We start from the raw sequence: 15,731 nt of genomic DNA, 5'->3' as shown, positions 1-15,731 counted from the left end.
AGGAGCGTGCGGTTCGCCAACTCGCGTAACAAGCTATCGGAATCGATAGGTGAGGCGCGATTACAACCCGAGCACCAGCTTGGCGATGATGTCGCGCTGGATCTCGTTGGAGCCGCCATAGATCGAGGCGGCGCGGTTGTTGAGATAGCGGGCCATGGTCGTCAGGCCGTGCTCGGGGCCGACGGGGGTCTCGTTCGAGCCGGCTTCGCGGGCCTTGGGCTGGTGCGGAGCGACGTAGGTCGCAAGCGCGTCGACGCCCAGCTCATCCAGTCGCTGGAGTTGCTCGGAGCCTTGGAGCTTCAGGATTGACGAGGCGGGGCCGGGCTTGCCGCCGGTGGCCAGGGCGCTGAGCACCCGGCGCTCGGTCATGTCGATGGCTAGCGCCCCGATCTCGGCTTCGGCCAGGCGGCGGCGGTAGTGGGGATCATCAAGGATGTCCTCGGCGTCGGCCATGTTCCGCAGCCGCTCGAGGCCGGCGTGCAGCCCGGCCGCGTAGCCGCCGCCGCGTTCGAATTCCAAGAGGTGCTTGGCGACGGTCCAGCCCTGGTTCTCCGCGCCCAGGCGGTCGGCCTGGGGCGTGCGGACGTCGTCGAAATATACCTGGTTGACCTCGTGCTCGCCGGCCAGGGTGACGATCGGGTCGACTTTGATGCCCGGCCGGCTCATCTCGATCAGCAGGAAGGTGATGCCGGCCTGCGGTTTGCCTTCGGTCGACGTACGGACGAGGCAGAACATGTGGCTGGCCCAGTGGGCGTGGGTGGTCCAGATCTTCGAGCCGTTCAGGACGTAGTCGTCGCCGTCGGCCACGGCGCGCATCTGCAAGGACGCGAGATCCGAGCCCGAGCCCGGTTCTGAATAGCCCTGGCACCAGTAGTCCTCGCCCGACAGGATGCGCGGCAGGTAGCGGGCCTTCTGCTCGGGACTGCCGAACGCCATGATCGCCGGCGCGACCATCCGAAGGCCCATCGGCGCCAGGTTCGGCGCGCCGGCGCGAGCACACTCGGCCTGGAACACGTGGCGCTGGATCTCGCTCCACCCCGGACCGCCGTATTCGACCGGCCAGCTGGGCGCGACCCAGCCCTTGGCGTGAAGGATCTTCTGCCAGGCCAGGCTGTGGGCCTTGTCGCAGAAGACGGAGGTCATGCGCCGGCCCGCTTCCCGGAGTTCGGGCGCCAGGTTGGCGTCCAGGAACGCGCGGACCTCGTCGCGAAAGGCCAGGTCGTCAGGCGACAGCTCCAGATCCACCCGATTTTCCTTCCCTCGGCATCGTCGGGGAAACTTGCGAATTGGCAGGGGCGGCGCGCAAGCTATCGGAACCGATAGGGAAGGCGGCTCCATGTTGACCAAGGTCGATGACGGCGAGCGCCTGGCGCGGGTCACGGTCCTTGCCGAGCGGGTGTCGGCCCTGGGCCGCGAGATCGGCCTGCCCTACGTCGCCGCCAGCGCCGACATCTCCAGCCCCGAGCCGATGCTGGGCCAGGATGGCAAGCCGCTGGCCGAGACGACCTTCGAATGGCTGGACAACGCCGTGCGCTACTGGCGCGATCGGGCCTTCGCCCTGCGGGCCCCGTTCATCCTGGCGGCCCGCTATTCGGCCGAGCCGTTCTTCTACCACCAGGGCCGGTTCTCCAGCTGGCGACCCTTGCCGAGGCTGGAGGCGATCGAGGTGCGCGAGGCGGCCCGGGCCTTCGGCATCGAAGCGGCGATCATCGCGCCGACCTATCTGACCGGCGGGGTGATCGGGGCGGTGGTCTGGGCGGCTTCGGAGCCTGTGGCCGACCTGCCGGCGCTGTACGCGTCGCGGGCCGACGACCTGCACGGCGCGGCCCTGCGCCTGGTCTGCGCCTATCGCGACGGCCAGGACGATGACGCGCCGCCGGTGCGGCTGACCAAGCGCGAGGTCCAGTGCCTGAAGTGGGCGGCGGCCGGCAAGACCGACGCCGACATCGCCCAGATCATCGGAATCTCAGGCCCGACCGTACGCTTCCACGTCCAGAACGCGGCGCTGAAGCTACGGGTGGCCGGCAGAGCCCAGGCCATCCACCGTGCGGCGGGCCTGGGCTATATCGGAGCGGCGCCTTAGTTACAGCCGTCCAGGTGGAACCTGATCAGCGCCTTGGCTGAGCGCGCCACGGCCTTGACCGGACCGCCTGCGCCCAGCGTCACGCGGGCCCCCGAGGCGCCTTCCATCAGCAGCATCAGGGAGTCGGCCAGGTCGTCGTCCTTGGCGCCGGCGGCGCGGGTCAGGGCGTTGATTCGACGGTACAGCTCTTTCTTGTAGTTGACCGAGACCACCTGAGCCGGGTGGGTCTCCTCGTGCAGCTCGATGGCGGCGTTCGACAGCGGACAGCCCAGAACATCGGCGTTGCAGGCCTTGGTCTCGAAGGCGTCGAAGATCGCTTCCAGCTGGGCGCGGGGTTCGGCGCAGCAGCAGGCCGTCACGCTTTCCCACCAGGCCCAGTACTCGCGCTCCTGCTCGCGCAGGACCTCGGCGACCAGCTCGTCCTTGGACGGGAAGTTTCGATACAGCGTCATCTTGGTGGCTTCGGCCTCGGACGCGATGGTCTCGACGCCGACGGCGCGGATGCCGTGCTGATAGAACAGCTCACGGGCGGTCTCGAAGATCCGGTCCCGCGCGGGGCGCTTGGATACGGGCGCTCCAGGGGTCACCCCCTCGGCCGTTTCCGTGTCGCCCCCGACAGCGTCCCCAGAATTTCTTGTCGCCATTTTGGCAGTGCTCTCCTTGACGTGGGAGTTACCGGTCAGTATCTCTCCGCCATGGAGATGATACCGAACGGTCTCGTCACATCCTAAATCGTCCTTCCGGTCGCTCGGGTCAAGTAACAGCCGCTGCGACATTTCCTCTCTTAAACCCCAAAAAAGGAGCGCGCGCCAATGCCACCGCAAACAAACGTTTACGACGACGCTCCCAAGGCCAAGCAGGCCAAGGGTTTCTTGAGCTTTTTCAAATCCCAGGCCGAGCCCGCCAAGGGCTGGTCCACGGTTCGGACCCTCGGCCACAGCACCCGACGCGCCGCTCGGCGGCCCGTCTGGGAATGACAAGAACCACCGACACCACCTCCCCGCTTCACCGTCCGACAGGGCTTTTCCCCATGCGTATTCAACCCGTCATCACGTCCTTCGCCGGCCTGGCCGCCGTGGCCGTGCTGGCCGCTTGCTCGGCCCAGGCCAAGCAGGAGGCCGCCGCCCCGCCGCCGGTGCAGGTCACCGTCGCCGACGTCGCCTTCAAGTCCCTGCGCCAATGGGACGACTTCACCGGCCGCCTCGAGCCGGTCGACACCGTCGAGATCCGTCCGCGCGTCTCGGGCTATATCGACGGCGCCCAGTTCGCCGAGGGCGCGCGCGTCTCCAAGGGCCAGGTGCTCTTCCAGATCGACCCGCGCCCGTACCAGGCCGAAGCCAACCGCGCCCAGGCCGAGGTGGCCCGCGCCAAGGCCCAGCTGGACCTGGCCGTCGTGAACCGCGAACGCGGCCGTCGCCTGATCGAGCAGAACGCCCTGGCCCAGAGCGAATTCGATCGCCTCTCGGCTGAAGAGAAGGCCGCTCAAGCCAATCTGGCGGCGTCGCAAGCCGCCTACCAGACCGCCCGCCTGAACCTGGAATGGACCCGGGTGACCTCGCCGATCGACGGCCGAGTCTCCAAGACCATCATCACCCGCGGCAACCTGGTCACCCAGACGAGCCTGCTGACGACCGTGGTGTCCGACACCCCGATCTACGCCGAGTTCAACGCCGACGAGCAGACCTTCCTGAAGTACGCCTCGGCCGAACGCGGCAAGAACGGCCCGGTCTATATGGGCCTGATGACCGAGGACGGTTACCCGCATGTCGGCAAGCTGTCCTTCATCGACAACGCCCTGGACGCCAAGAGCGGCACGATCAACGGCCGGGCGATCTTCGCCAATGCCGACGGTCGTTTCACGCCCGGCCTGTTCGCCCGCATCCGCCTGGTCAGCGCCGAGACGCAAACGGTGGCGCTGGCCCCCGACCGCGCCATCGCGACCGACCTGGGAAAGCGCTACGTCGTCGTCGTCAACGGCAGCAACAAGGCCGAGTACCGCACGGTCGAGATCGGTCCGCTGGCCGGCGGCCTGCGCATCATCCGCACCGGCCTGAAGCCGGGCGACCGGGTGGTCGTCGGCGGCCTGCAGAAGGTCAAGCCGGGCGACACTGTCGCCCCGGTCAAGGTCAAGACCGACCTGGCCGACCTGTCGCAGCTGGAGGTCGGCGGTCGTCCGGTCGTCCAGCCGACCCGGTCCGCAGGCCAGAACTAACTGAAGCGTGCGCCCGGCTCGCGTGTCTGAGCCGGGCGTCTTTTTCGGGTTTCGAGAGGTGTCTGTCGCCCGCTGTCTGGCGGGGGAGAGGCCTCTTGCGCCCGAGCATACGCGTATCCGCTCCTCCCCAAGTTCGCCCGCTGAAGGCGCTCCGCCATGAATTTCTCGAAGTTCTTCGTCAGCCGACCGCGCTTCGCGGCCGTGCTCTCGATCATCATCTTTATCGCCGGCCTGGTTTCGCTCCCGAACCTGCCGATCAGCGAATATCCCGAGGTCGTGCCGCCCACCGTGGTGGTGCGCGCGGCCTATCCGGGCGCCAACCCGTCCGTCATCGGCGAGACGGTGGCCGCCCCCCTGGAACAGGCCATCAACGGCGTCGAGGGGATGATCTACCAGTCGTCCCAGTCGGCTTCCGACGGGGCGATGATCCTGACCGTCACCTTCGCGCTCGGCACCGACCTGGATAAGGCCCAGGTGCAGGTGCAGAACCGGGTGGCCCAGGCCCTGCCCAAGCTGCCGCAGGAGGTCCAGCGCATCGGCGTGACGACCAACAAGGCCTCGCCCGACCTGACCCTGGTCGTGCACATGATCTCGCCGAACAACCGCTACGACATGCTCTATCTGAGCAACTACGCGCAGCTGAACGTTCGTGACCGCCTCAAGCGGATCGACGGCGTCGGCGACGTGCAGATCTTCGGCGCGGGCGCTTACTCGATGCGCGTGTGGCTGGATCCTGAAAAGCTGGCCGCCCTGTCGATGACGGCGGGCGATGTGGTCGGGGCCCTGCGCGAGCAGAACGTCCAGGTCGCCGCCGGCCAGCTGGGCGCGCCGCCCAATGCCGGTTCGGGCGCTGAATTCCAGCTGTCGGTCAACGCTCCCGGGCGTCTGACGGACGAAGAGCAGTTCCGCAATGTCATCGTCCGCTCGGGCGCCGACGGCCAGATCACCCGCCTGGGCGACGTGGCCCGCGTGGAACTGGGCGCCGACAACTACGCCCTGCGCAGCTTGCTCGACAACAAGTCGGCCGTCGCCGTGCCGGTGTTCCAGCGTCCGGGCTCCAACGCCCTGGAGATGGCCGCCAACGTCAAGAAGACCATGCAGGAGCTCAAGAAGGAGTTCCCGGAAGGCGTCGACTACGAGATCATCTACGACACCACGGCCTTCGTGCAGGAAAGCATCGACTCGGTGATCCACACCCTGATCGAGGCCATCATCCTGGTCGTGCTGGTGGTGGTGATCTTCCTGCAGGGCTGGCGCGCCTCGATCATTCCGCTGATCGCCGTGCCCGTCTCGCTGGTCGGCACCTTCGCGCTGCTCCTGATGTTGGGCTTTGGCCTCAACGCCCTGACACTGTTCGGCCTCGTCCTGGCCATCGGCATCGTCGTCGACGACGCCATCGTCGTGGTCGAGAACGTCGAGCGCAACATCACCGACGGTCTCGAGCCCGCCGCGGCGACGCGCAAGGCCATGACCGAGGTGACCGGTCCGATCATCTCCACGGCCCTGGTGCTGTGCGCGGTGTTCATCCCGACCGCCTTCATCAGCGGCCTGTCGGGCCAGTTCTACCGCCAGTTCGCCCTGACCATCGCCATCTCGACGGTGATCTCGGCCATCAACTCCCTGACCCTGTCGCCGGCCCTGGCCGCGGTGCTCCTGAAGTCGCATGACGCGCCCAAGGACCGCTTCCAGAAGCTGATCGACGCCTCGCTGAGCTGGCTGTTCAACCCGTTCAACCGCTTCTTCGCCAAGGCCTCGAACGGCTATGTCGCCGGCGTCGCCAAGACCCTGGGCCGCTCTTCAGCCGCCCTGGCCCTGTACGGCGGCCTGCTGATCCTGACGATCTTCGCCTTCTCCAAGACCCCCGGCGGCTTCGTGCCTCAGCAGGACAAGGCCTATGTCGTGGCCGTGGTCCAGCTGCCCGACGCGGCCTCGCTGGATCGTACGGAGACGGTCATCCGCCAGATGGGCGACATCGCCATGAAGACCCCGGGCATCAAGCACTCGGTGGCCTTCCCCGGTCTGTCGGCCAACGGCTTCATCAACAGCCCCAACTCCGGCGCGGTGTTCTTCCCGCTGGACGACTTCAAGAACCGTCGCAGCCACGAGCTCTCGGCCAACGCCATCGTGGGTGAGCTGAACCAGAAGTTCGCCGGCATTCCCGACGCCCAGATCGCGGTGTTCCCGCCGCCGTCCGTGCAGGGCCTGGGCACCATCGGCGGCTTCCGGATGCAGATCGTCGACAAGGCGGGCCTGGGTTCGCAGGAGCTGTACAACGCCACCCAGAACATCATCGCCAAGGCCCAGAAGGACCCGGCCCTGGCGGGGATCTTCTCCAGCTACCAGGTCAGCGTGCCCAAGGTGCAGGCCGACATCGATCGTGAAAAGGCCCGGGCCCAGGGCGTGTCCCTGACCGATCTGTTCGAGACGATGCAGATCTATCTGGGCTCGTTGTACGTCAACGACTTCAACCGCTTCGGCCACACCTACCAGGTCAACGTCCAGGCCGATCAGAGCTTCCGCCTGCAACCCGAGCAGATGCTGCGCCTGCAGACCCGCAACGGCCAAGGCCAGATGATCCCGCTGGGCGCCTTCGTCTCCTTCAAGGAAACGACCGGTCCCGACCGCGAGAGCCACTACAACGGCTACCTGACCGCCGAGATCAACGGCGGCCCGGCGCCCGGCTACTCGACCGGCCAGGCCCAGAAGGCCCTGGAGGACATCATCAAGTCCGAGCTGCCCAACGGCATGGGCTCGGAGTGGACCGAGCTGACCTACCAGCAGATCCTGGCGGGCAACACGGCGATCTTCATCTTCCCGCTGTGCGTGCTGCTGGCCTTCCTGGTGCTGGTCGCCCAGTACGAAAGCTGGAGCCTGCCGCTGGTCGTCATCCTGATCGTTCCGATGACCCTGCTGTCGGCCCTGGCCGGCGTGTGGATCAGCAAGGGCGACAACAACATCTTCACCCAGATCGGCCTGATCGTGCTGGTGGGGCTGGCGTGTAAGAACGCCATCCTAATCGTGGAGTTCGCCAAGGAACGCGAGGAGCATGGCGACAGCCCGCTCCAGGCGGTTCTGGAGGCCTGCCGCCTGCGTCTGCGTCCGATCCTGATGACCTCGATCGCCTTCATCATGGGGGTCTACCCCCTGGTGGTGTCGCACGGGGCCGGGGCCGAGATGCGCCGCGCCATGGGCGTGGCGGTGTTCTCGGGGATGCTGGGCGTGACCCTGTTCGGCCTGATCCTGACGCCTGTCTTCTACTACGTCATCCGTCGCTCCACGGCCCGCAAGGCCGCGAAGAAGGCGGCGCTGACCTCGCCCGTGGAGGCGCACTGATGTCCTTCGTTAAACTCACCCTGCGCGCCGCGCTGATCGCCGGCGTCTCCCTGACGGCCGCCGCCTGCGCGGTGGGGCCCAACTACAAGGCGCCGGCGACCCCGCCGGCGGCCTTCCAGAACGCCGACCCGGCCGTCTTCACCGCCGCCAATCCGGAAGCCGACTGGTGGAAGGCCTTTGGCGACCCGGTGCTGGACCAGCTGGTCGGCCAGGCCCTGGGCGCCAACCTCGACCTGAAGATCGCCGTCGCCCGGGTCGGCGAGGCCCGGGCCCTGTTCACCGAACAGAAGCTGGACCTGCTGCCCCACGTCACGGCCGACGGGACCTATACCAAGAGCAAGCAGCAGCAGCCGGGCTTCACGACCGACCGCGTCGAGAACCAGAGCTACCAGGCCGGCTTCGACGCCGGCTGGGAGATCGACCTCTTCGGCCGCGTCCGTCGCGGCGTCGAGGCGGCTGGCGCTGAAGCCGGCGCGGCCCAGGCCGAGCTGCGCGACGCCCAGGTCACGGTCGCGGCTGAGGTGGCCCGCAACTACCTCGAACTGCGCGGCGCTCAGGCCCGCCTGAAGGTCGCCAACCGCAACCTCGAGACCCAGCGCGAGACCGTGCGCCTGACCAAGGTTCGGTTCGACGCCGGGGCGGGCAGCCCGATCGACGTCGCCTCGGCTCAAGCGCGTCTGAACGCCACCGAGGCGGCGATCCCGGGCCTGATCACCGCCGAGAAGCGCGCCAACCATCGCTTGGCCGTGCTGACCGGCCAGCGCCCCGGCGCGCTGGACGCCTTGCTGGTTCCGCAGGCGGAGGACACTCGTCCGCTGGTCGCGGCCCTGCCGATCGGCCAGGCCGGCGACCTGCTGCGTCGTCGCCCGGACGTGCAGGCGGCCGAGCGTCGCCTGGCGGCCTCGACCGCTCGGGTGGGGGTGGCCACAGCCGACCTCTTCCCGCGTGTGTCGGTGACCGGCTTCGTCGGCTTCCTGTCGGGGACCTCGACGGGCTTCGGCAACGCCGCCAGCCAGGCCTGGTCGGTGGCCCCCAGCGTCAGCTGGCCGGCGCTCGACCTGGGCAGCGCCCATGCTCGCCTGCGGGCGGCCAAGTTCCGCGACGAGGCGGCCCTGGCCAACTACGACCAGACGGTGCTGCGCGCGCTGGAGGACCTGGAGAATGCGCTCGTCTCCTACAGCCAGCAGCAGGCCCAGCTGAAGAGCCTGACCGACCAGGCGGCCGCCTCGCGCCGCGCGGCCGAGCTGGCCCGGATCCAGTACAAGGAAGGCGGCATCGACTTCCTGGTGCTGCTGGACGCCGAGCGGACCCTGCTGGCCGCGGAGGACGCCCTCAGCGTCGCCGAGACCGGGGTGAACACCGACGTCGTGGCGATCTACAAGGCTCTGGGCGGCGGCTGGAAGGCCTAGACCCGAACCACGACCTCCTTCGGGCGTTGATGAAACCCGGCCGTTCTCGCGGCCGGGTTTTATTTTTTCCGCGGCTACGCTTGCGTGTGTACAGCAAATCCAATACCCATGCCGTCGAACATTGCCGGAGGTTGAGTGATGGCCACGCTTCAAGTTTTGGAAACCGCCTATAGCGACGTCGCACGGATCAAGTTCTCGAGCATCTCGACGGCGGATGTGGCCAAGCTGCAGACCCTGGCCTCGCAGGTGGACGCCTCGACGATCACCTTGACCCAGGCCCGCGCCGAGATCGGCAAGATGGTGATCGCGTCGACCTCGGTCGCGAACCTGGCCTACGCCTTCTTCACCGGCGCGACGCCCGTGATGGCCGGCCTCGACTATCTGGTCTCGCCGACCGGCGGCAACGCCAATAACCTCAACTCGGCCTACTACACCGCGTTCACGGCCGAGAACCGCTACATCAACTTCGCGGTCAATCTGGGCAAGACGGGCGAGGGCGCGACCAAGTTCACGACCGCCTATGGCGCGCTGGACCTGACCGCGGCGGCCACCAAGGCCTATACCGAGATCTTCGGCTTCGCGCCGCCGGACGGCCGGATCGCCGACATCCTCAATGGCCAGGTGCCCAACGGCCAGGGCGGCACCTACAGCCGCGCCGACTACTTCGCTGCCTATGGGCGCGATGGTCTAAACGGGCAGGGGACCAAGGCCGCCATGGTCGGCTGGCTGCTGAGCGAGGCGGCCAAGGCCGACCTCGGCGCCTACGCCAAGGCCAATGACGCCTTCCTGGCCGACCTGGCCAACGATGGCCAGGCGGTGTTCTTCACCGACCTCCTGGGCACGTACGGTCAGCAGCCGACCTATGCCGCCGGCGCGACGATCACGGCAGGCGCCAACCAGGTCGTCGCTCCCGACTCGGCCACGCCGGCCCTGCAGTCGACGGCCAACAACGACACCGTGACGGGGACCGACGGCAACGTCTCGGTCGCCACGGCCGGCGGCCATGACACCGTGACCTTCTCCGGAACGGTCGGCGGCTATATCGACGGCGGCGACGGCAACGACACCATCTCGGTCGGCCAGCTGAACGCGGCGGTCGAGGTCCTGGGCGGCGCCCCGAACGGCAAGATCAGCGGCGGCGCGGGCAACGACCGGATCACCGTGACCAAGATGATCAACGGCGCGATCGTCGACGGCGGCGCGGGCGACGACACCCTGGTGGTGGGCGCTGACGCCGAGGCCTTCGACAAGGCCAAGATCACCAATGTCGAGCATCTGGTGCTCGAGAACTTCAAGCTGTCGTTCACCCTGCCGTCCACGGGCGTCACCACGATCGTGCCCTTCAACGTCAACGGCTATACCGGTCTGCAAGACATCACCCTGCGCTCGGCGATCTCGACGAAGATCGATGACATCGCCGAAGGTGTGGCGTTGAAGCTGGACGGGGTCAGCGGCGGTACGCTGAACGCCAACTACTATGCGCGGCTGGTGTTCACCGGTCCGTCCTCGGTCCGAGACGGCGCCGACGGCGTGCACGCCTATCTGAACGGCGTCACCAGCAGCAACGCCAACCCGACCAACCTGTACGTCACGGGCAATGACCGCGCCCTGACCCTGCATGTGCAGAGCGACAGCGTGCTGGGGACCATCACTTCGCTGACCGCTGAAGGGGGCTCCAGCCCGATCGTCGTCACCGGGACCGGCCGCCTGACCGCCGGCTTCAACAGCCACGTCGTCGGCGCCATGAGCCAGACGACCAATCTGGACGCTTCGGCCTCGGCCGGGATCGACATCACCGAGATCGGCCACGCCGGCAACTCGGGCTCGGTGACCACCGTCGTGCTGTCGGGCTTCAACGACAGCGTGGCCGCCTATCTGCGCGGTCAGTCGACGTCGACCTATACCCTCGGGGCCGGCTCGGACACCTTCAAGATCTATCAGGACGGCTTCGCGTCGCCGGGCTTCTCGAACCTGGGCGTCGAGAACGGCAAGGTGACGACCTACGCCACCATCACCGACTTCGCCAAGGGCGTGGACCATATCGACCTGGGGATCGCGATCCCTTCGGTGGTCACGGGCGTCAGCGTCGGTTCGGCCACGACCCTGGAGCAGGCGCTGATCAACGCCTCGACCCTGACGCCGGTCAACGCCACGTCGGTGTTCGAGTACAATGGCGACACCTACATCTACCACCAGGACGGCACGGTCGGGGTCAATGCCGGCGATGGCCTGATCCGGCTGGTGGCCGTGACGAGCCTGACGGTCGGAACCGGCTCGGCCAGTGTCGACATTCACTTTGGCTAAGCCGCGACGTTCTGCCGCATGGTGGGGAGATATCGCCGTTAGGCGGTGATATTTCCCCCGCCAGTGGCGGCTGGTCGACAATTCATCGCCCGGCCGGCCATGGTCGCGACCGGTTCATTCCTTAACCCTGCTCAAACTTCGGGCGCCGGCGAAACACGCCCAAAACGCGCAGCCTACGCCCGGTTGCGGCGAAGGTTTTGGTTAACGATCGGAGGCTTTCTTCGCGTCAAAGCGGGGAGCCTGCGATGACCTGGACCATCAAGACGAGACTGTTGGGCTGCCTGGCCGCGCTGGGCGTGGGCATGGCGGCGATGGGCCTTTCGGGCTTCGTCGCCAACGGCGTCGCCAACCAGCGCATGCAGTCGGTGATCACCGACCGCGTCGAGCCGATGCAGCAGCTCAAGGCCGTCAGCGACATGTACGCGGTCAACATTGTCGACAGCGCGCACAAGGCGCGGTCGGGCGAGCTGTCGATGGCCAAGGCCGCCGAGAACGTCGCCGCCGCCAAGTCGACCATCAGCCAGAACTGGCAGGCCTACGCCGCCACCCAGATGACCGACGAGGAGAAGGCGCTGGCCGACAAGGTCACCGCCGCCCTGCCGGCCGCCGACAGCACGGTCGAGACCCTGCAAGGCCTGCTGAAGTCGGGGGATGCCGCCAGCCTCCAGGCCTTTGTCGACGGCAAGCTCTATCCGGCGATCGACCCCGTCACTGCCAATGTCGGCGCGCTGGTCGATCTGCAGACCCGGGTCGCCCATGACGATGGCGCGGCCGCCAAGACGGCGGGCAATATCGCCACCGGCATCATGGCCGTGATCGCCCTGGTCGCGGCGGGCCTGATGGCCTTCGCCACCCATGTCGTGATCGGCAAGGTCAGCAATCCGCTGCAAGCCATGACCGCCGCCATGCGCCGTCTGGCCGACGGCGACCACGGGATCGTGGTGCCGGCCGTGGGCCAGAAGGACGAGCTGGGCCAGATGGCCGGCGCGGTCCAGGTGTTCAAGGAAAACGCCATCGCCAAGCTGCGCGCAGACGCCGAGATCGCTCAGGCCAAGGAACGCTCGGAAGCCGAGCGCCAGGCCGCCGCCGCCAAGGCTATCGCCGAGCAGCAGCAGCTGGTGGTCGAGTCGTTCGGGGTCGGCCTGTCGCATCTGGCCAAGGGCGACCTGACCTATCGCGTCAACGACGCCCTGCCGGTCGAGTACGAGAAGCTGCGCGCCGACTTCAACGGCGCGGCGGGCAAGCTGCAGGACGCCATGACGGTGATCGTCGGCAATGCCGACGGCATCCGCGCCGGCAGCCGCGAGATCACCAACGCTTCGGACGACATGGCCCGCCGCACCGAGCAGCAGGCCGCCAGCCTGGAAGAGACCGCCGCGGCGCTGGAGGAGATCACCTCGACCGTCAAGCGCACGGCCGAGGGCGCCAAGGAGGCGCGCCGCGTGGTCGGGGCCGCCAAGTCCGACGCCGAGACCGGCGGCCAGGTCGTCTCCGACGCCGTCGACGCCATGGGCGAGATCGAAAAGTCCTCGGCCCAGATCGGCAACATCATCGGGGTGATCGACGAGATCGCCTTCCAGACCAACCTGCTGGCGCTGAATGCGGGTGTTGAAGCGGCGCGCGCTGGCGAGGCCGGTCGCGGCTTCGCGGTCGTCGCCCAGGAAGTGCGGGCCCTGGCCCAGCGCTCGGCCGATGCGGCCAAGGAGATCAAGGCGCTGATCAACGCCTCGACCGAACAGGTCGACGCCGGCGTCCAGCTGGTCGGCAAGACCGGCGAGGCCCTGCAACGCATCGTCGCCCAGGTGGCCCAGATCAACGGCGTGGTCGCCGAGATCGCCGCCTCGGCCCAGGAGCAGGCCACCGGCCTGGAACAGGTCAACAGCGCCGTCAGCCAGATGGACCAGGCCACCCAGCAGAACGCCGCCATGGTCGAAGAGAGCACCGCCGCTAGCCACGCCCTGTCGCGCGAGGCCGACAACCTGACCCAGCTGATGGGCCAGTTCAGCGTTGGTCAGCAGAGCATGGGCCGCAGCCGTCCGGGTGCGCGAGCCGCCTAGTACCAGCCCGCTTCGCGCAGGGCTTTCGAATAGGCGCGGCTGACGGGGGCAAGGGCGCCGCCCTTCAGCTGCAGGGTCGCCCGGCCGTCGCCGCGCTGGGCGTCTTCGACCGCGGCCTTGGCCACCCACCACGAGCGGTGGGTCTGGGCGCCTTCGATGCCCTCCAGCTCGGCCACGGCGTCGGACAGCCGCATCAGGATCAGGTCCTGGCCGCGCGAGGTGTGCAGGCGCAGATAATGGTCCTGAGCTTCGACCGCCCACAGCTCGCCGCCGCGCAGCTTGGGCGGCAGGCGGTCCAGGAACCGGGCCGGCGGCGCGCCGGCGGGCGCGGCGTGGGTCTCGGGCGGTGTGCGCTGGACCAGGAAGTTCAGGCCCGTCATCGCCACCGTGACGATGAACACCGGCAGCAGGTAGTTCAGGAAACCGCCCGCCTTCAGCTGGCCGTAGAAGGTCAGGTCGCTGACCAGCCAGACCACCAGGGTGAAGGGCAGGGTGACGCCGATCACGGTCAGCGTCGCGTAGAGCCAGGGCTTCTCATCCGCCCGGCCGCCACCGCCGATCAGGTGGCTGACCGTGGTGCCGACGATCGCGCCGGAAAAGCACAGGCCGGACCAATAGGCGACCCGAATCCCGAACGGGATCTCGTCGGTGCCGAACGCGCCCAGCAGCGCCAGGAACACGCCGGCCGCCGCCGACACCGCGAAACCGCGCAGGCTCTCCCTGGCGGTGATCGCCGTTCGCGAAGCGTGAACGGCGCCGGCCAGCCATTGGCGAAACGAAGCCGGCGACTGGCGCAACGTCGATTGAGACACGGACCCGCCCACTCCACTCAGGTTCCCAACGGCGAGGCGCTTCGGCCCCGCCACGATCCGGAGTGAAGGCAGATGGCGGCGTACGGCAAGTCAATTTCGCAAGCGGCGATGGGCGTGGGCGCGGCTGTCGCCATCGCCGCCGTGGTTTCGCTGAAGCCGCATGCGCCGAACGTGTCCCTCATCGTCGCGGCCCCGACGGTGATCCAGGTTCACCTGACGGCCGCCCTGACCGCTCTGGCCATCGGCATCGTGCTGATGATGCGGGTGAAGGGCACGAGGCTGCACAAGATCCTGGGCTGGACCTGGGTGATCGCCATGGGGATCACGGCGGTCAGCTCTCTGTTCATCCGCGGCATGAACCACGGCCACTTCAGCTTCATCCATCTGCTGTCGGGCTGGACGATCGTGGCGCTGCCCGGCGCGGTCTACGCCATCCGGCGCGGCAAGGTCTCGGCCCACCGCCGCGCCATGACCGCCATGTTCGTCGGCGGACTGCTGCTGGCGGGCCTGTTCACCTTCATCCCGGGCCGCCTGATGTGGTCGGTCTTTCTGGGTTGATAAAACGCCGGTCTTGCCAGCGCCGCTGCGTTGCGCCTATCCGAGGACGGAGCGCAATTCAGGGCGGACCCCACTTCATGACCGCAGCCAAGCCCTCACCCAAGGCCGGCGCCCGCGCCGGCGGGCGGGGCCGACCGTCCAAGGCCAAGGGCCTGGACCTGAAGGAAACCATCCTCGACGCGGCCGAGGGCCTGTTCGCGCGCCACGGCTTCCACGGGGTCACGACGCGCCAGGTGGCGGCCGAGGCCGGCGTCGACACCGCCCTGATCCACTACTACTTCGGGGCCAAGCGCGAGCTGTTCGACGCGGTGTTCCTGCGCCGGGCCGAGATCCTGAACCAGGCCCGCGAGGCCTCGATGAACGCCTATGTCGAGGCCCACGACGCGGCCACGATGACCGTCGAGGGCGTGATCGAGGCCTTCATCGATCCGCTGCTGCGCATCAGCCAGGACGGCGGCGCGGGCTGGAAGAGCTATTTCGCCCTGGTCGCCCAGGTGAACAACACGCCCGCCTGGGGCGGCGAGACCATGGCCCGGTTCTTCGACCCCGTGGTCCACCAGCTGGTCGAGACCCTGAAGGGCTTGCGTCCCCACGCCGAGTACCGCGACCTCTACTGGTGCTATCAGTTCCTGACCGGATCGATGATGCTGTCCTTGTCCGAGACCGGACGGATCGACAGCCTGTCGGAAGGCGAGTGCCATTCCAGTGACCTGGAAGCGGTCCGCCAGCGGCTGTTCTCGTACTGCGCGGCCGGCTTTGAAGCGGTCATCGCCAAGGCCCAAAAGGCCTAGTCCCAAACCCAGACCATCCGTCCTCGACCCTTTTTCATCACTTGATGAAAAATAGCTGGCGCTTGCCGTCGGTTCGGGTGATGGTGCTTGCAATTCGCTGTTCGATGAATTGGCGAGGGTCCCGCGCACGCGTCCGCACAAGACGGATTCGGTTCGGGAAGGGCGGAACGTA

10 protein-coding genes and 2 pseudogenes are annotated in these 15,731 nt (G+C 67.7%); 9 read left to right on the top strand and 3 right to left on the bottom strand.

Annotation, left to right across the window (positions count from 1 at the left end):
- Positions 1-60 precede the first annotated feature (60 nt).
- On the bottom strand, positions 61-1,245 hold the full coding sequence (locus AC1RRR_RS19945; protein ID WP_492815623.1) for an acyl-CoA dehydrogenase family protein: 1,185 nt from the start codon (positions 1,243-1,245) through the stop codon (positions 61-63).
- 91 nt (positions 1,246-1,336) lie between these two features.
- On the opposite strand from AC1RRR_RS19945, the gene AC1RRR_RS19940 reads away from it, so the two are divergent.
- On the top strand, positions 1,337-2,083 hold the full coding sequence (locus AC1RRR_RS19940) for a helix-turn-helix transcriptional regulator (protein WP_492815622.1): 747 nt from the start codon (positions 1,337-1,339) through the stop codon (positions 2,081-2,083).
- Here the strand turns inward: AC1RRR_RS19940 and AC1RRR_RS19935 are convergent.
- Positions 2,080-2,727, bottom strand: a complete 648-nt coding sequence (locus AC1RRR_RS19935; RefSeq protein ID WP_492815621.1) for a TetR/AcrR family transcriptional regulator — start codon at positions 2,725-2,727, stop codon at positions 2,080-2,082. The two genes, AC1RRR_RS19940 and AC1RRR_RS19935, sit on opposite strands and share 4 nt — an antisense overlap.
- A 386-nt stretch (positions 2,728-3,113) precedes the next feature.
- Here AC1RRR_RS19935 and AC1RRR_RS19930 point away from each other — a divergent pair, with 386 nt between their 5' ends.
- The 6 genes and pseudogenes from AC1RRR_RS19930 to AC1RRR_RS19905 form a co-directional block, all read left to right on the top strand.
- Positions 3,114-4,295 (top strand): efflux RND transporter periplasmic adaptor subunit, encoded by a 1,182-nt coding sequence (locus AC1RRR_RS19930; protein ID WP_492815620.1) that lies wholly within the window; start codon positions 3,114-3,116, stop codon positions 4,293-4,295.
- Between the two features lie 156 nt (positions 4,296-4,451).
- Complete coding sequence (locus AC1RRR_RS19925; RefSeq protein ID WP_492815619.1) at positions 4,452-7,628, top strand: efflux RND transporter permease subunit; 3,177 nt, start codon at positions 4,452-4,454, stop codon at positions 7,626-7,628.
- Positions 7,628-9,037 (top strand): efflux transporter outer membrane subunit, encoded by a 1,410-nt coding sequence (locus AC1RRR_RS19920; protein WP_492815618.1) that lies wholly within the window; start codon positions 7,628-7,630, stop codon positions 9,035-9,037. Before AC1RRR_RS19925 ends, AC1RRR_RS19920 begins: the two co-directional genes overlap by 1 nt.
- Before the next feature lie 138 nt (positions 9,038-9,175).
- Positions 9,176-11,341 (top strand): hypothetical protein, encoded by a 2,166-nt coding sequence (locus tag AC1RRR_RS19915; protein WP_492815617.1) that lies wholly within the window; start codon positions 9,176-9,178, stop codon positions 11,339-11,341.
- Positions 11,342-11,586: 245 nt separating this feature from the next.
- A pseudogene (locus tag AC1RRR_RS19910) lies at positions 11,587-12,339 on the top strand (Tar ligand binding domain-containing protein); the annotation flags it as partial.
- Positions 12,340-12,732: 393 nt separating this feature from the next.
- A pseudogene (locus AC1RRR_RS19905) lies at positions 12,733-13,374 on the top strand (methyl-accepting chemotaxis protein); the annotation flags it as partial.
- 20 nt (positions 13,375-13,394) lie between these two features.
- Here AC1RRR_RS19905 and AC1RRR_RS19900 read toward each other — a convergent pair.
- Complete coding sequence (locus AC1RRR_RS19900) at positions 13,395-14,222, bottom strand: LytTR family DNA-binding domain-containing protein (protein WP_492815616.1); 828 nt, start codon at positions 14,220-14,222, stop codon at positions 13,395-13,397.
- A gap of 60 nt (positions 14,223-14,282) precedes the next feature.
- Between AC1RRR_RS19900 and AC1RRR_RS19895 the strand changes: the two genes are divergently transcribed.
- Both AC1RRR_RS19895 and AC1RRR_RS19890 read left to right on the top strand, forming a co-directional pair.
- Complete coding sequence (locus AC1RRR_RS19895; protein WP_492815615.1) at positions 14,283-14,768, top strand: DUF2306 domain-containing protein; 486 nt, start codon at positions 14,283-14,285, stop codon at positions 14,766-14,768.
- Between the two features lie 77 nt (positions 14,769-14,845).
- On the top strand, positions 14,846-15,559 hold the full coding sequence (locus AC1RRR_RS19890) for a TetR/AcrR family transcriptional regulator (protein ID WP_492815614.1): 714 nt from the start codon (positions 14,846-14,848) through the stop codon (positions 15,557-15,559).
- Positions 15,560-15,731 lie beyond the last annotated feature (172 nt).

This window comes from Caulobacter sp. GW821-FHT12D05, assembly GCF_058807295.1.
Note: the sequence above shows the minus strand (reverse complement) of the source record. Positions and strands in the feature narration are given on the sequence as shown.

Coding starts and splice junctions, on each gene's coding strand:
- AC1RRR_RS19940 (WP_492815622.1), top strand. CDS start 1,337: ATGTTGACCAAGGTCGATGACGGCGAGCGCCTGGCGCGGGTCACGGTC.
- AC1RRR_RS19935 (WP_492815621.1), bottom strand. CDS start 2,727: ATGGCGACAAGAAATTCTGGGGACGCTGTCGGGGGCGACACGGAAACG.
- AC1RRR_RS19930 (WP_492815620.1), top strand. CDS start 3,114: ATGCGTATTCAACCCGTCATCACGTCCTTCGCCGGCCTGGCCGCCGTG.
- AC1RRR_RS19925 (WP_492815619.1), top strand. CDS start 4,452: ATGAATTTCTCGAAGTTCTTCGTCAGCCGACCGCGCTTCGCGGCCGTG.
- AC1RRR_RS19920 (WP_492815618.1), top strand. CDS start 7,628: ATGTCCTTCGTTAAACTCACCCTGCGCGCCGCGCTGATCGCCGGCGTC.
- AC1RRR_RS19915 (WP_492815617.1), top strand. CDS start 9,176: ATGGCCACGCTTCAAGTTTTGGAAACCGCCTATAGCGACGTCGCACGG.
- AC1RRR_RS19895 (WP_492815615.1), top strand. CDS start 14,283: ATGGCGGCGTACGGCAAGTCAATTTCGCAAGCGGCGATGGGCGTGGGC.
- AC1RRR_RS19890 (WP_492815614.1), top strand. CDS start 14,846: ATGACCGCAGCCAAGCCCTCACCCAAGGCCGGCGCCCGCGCCGGCGGG.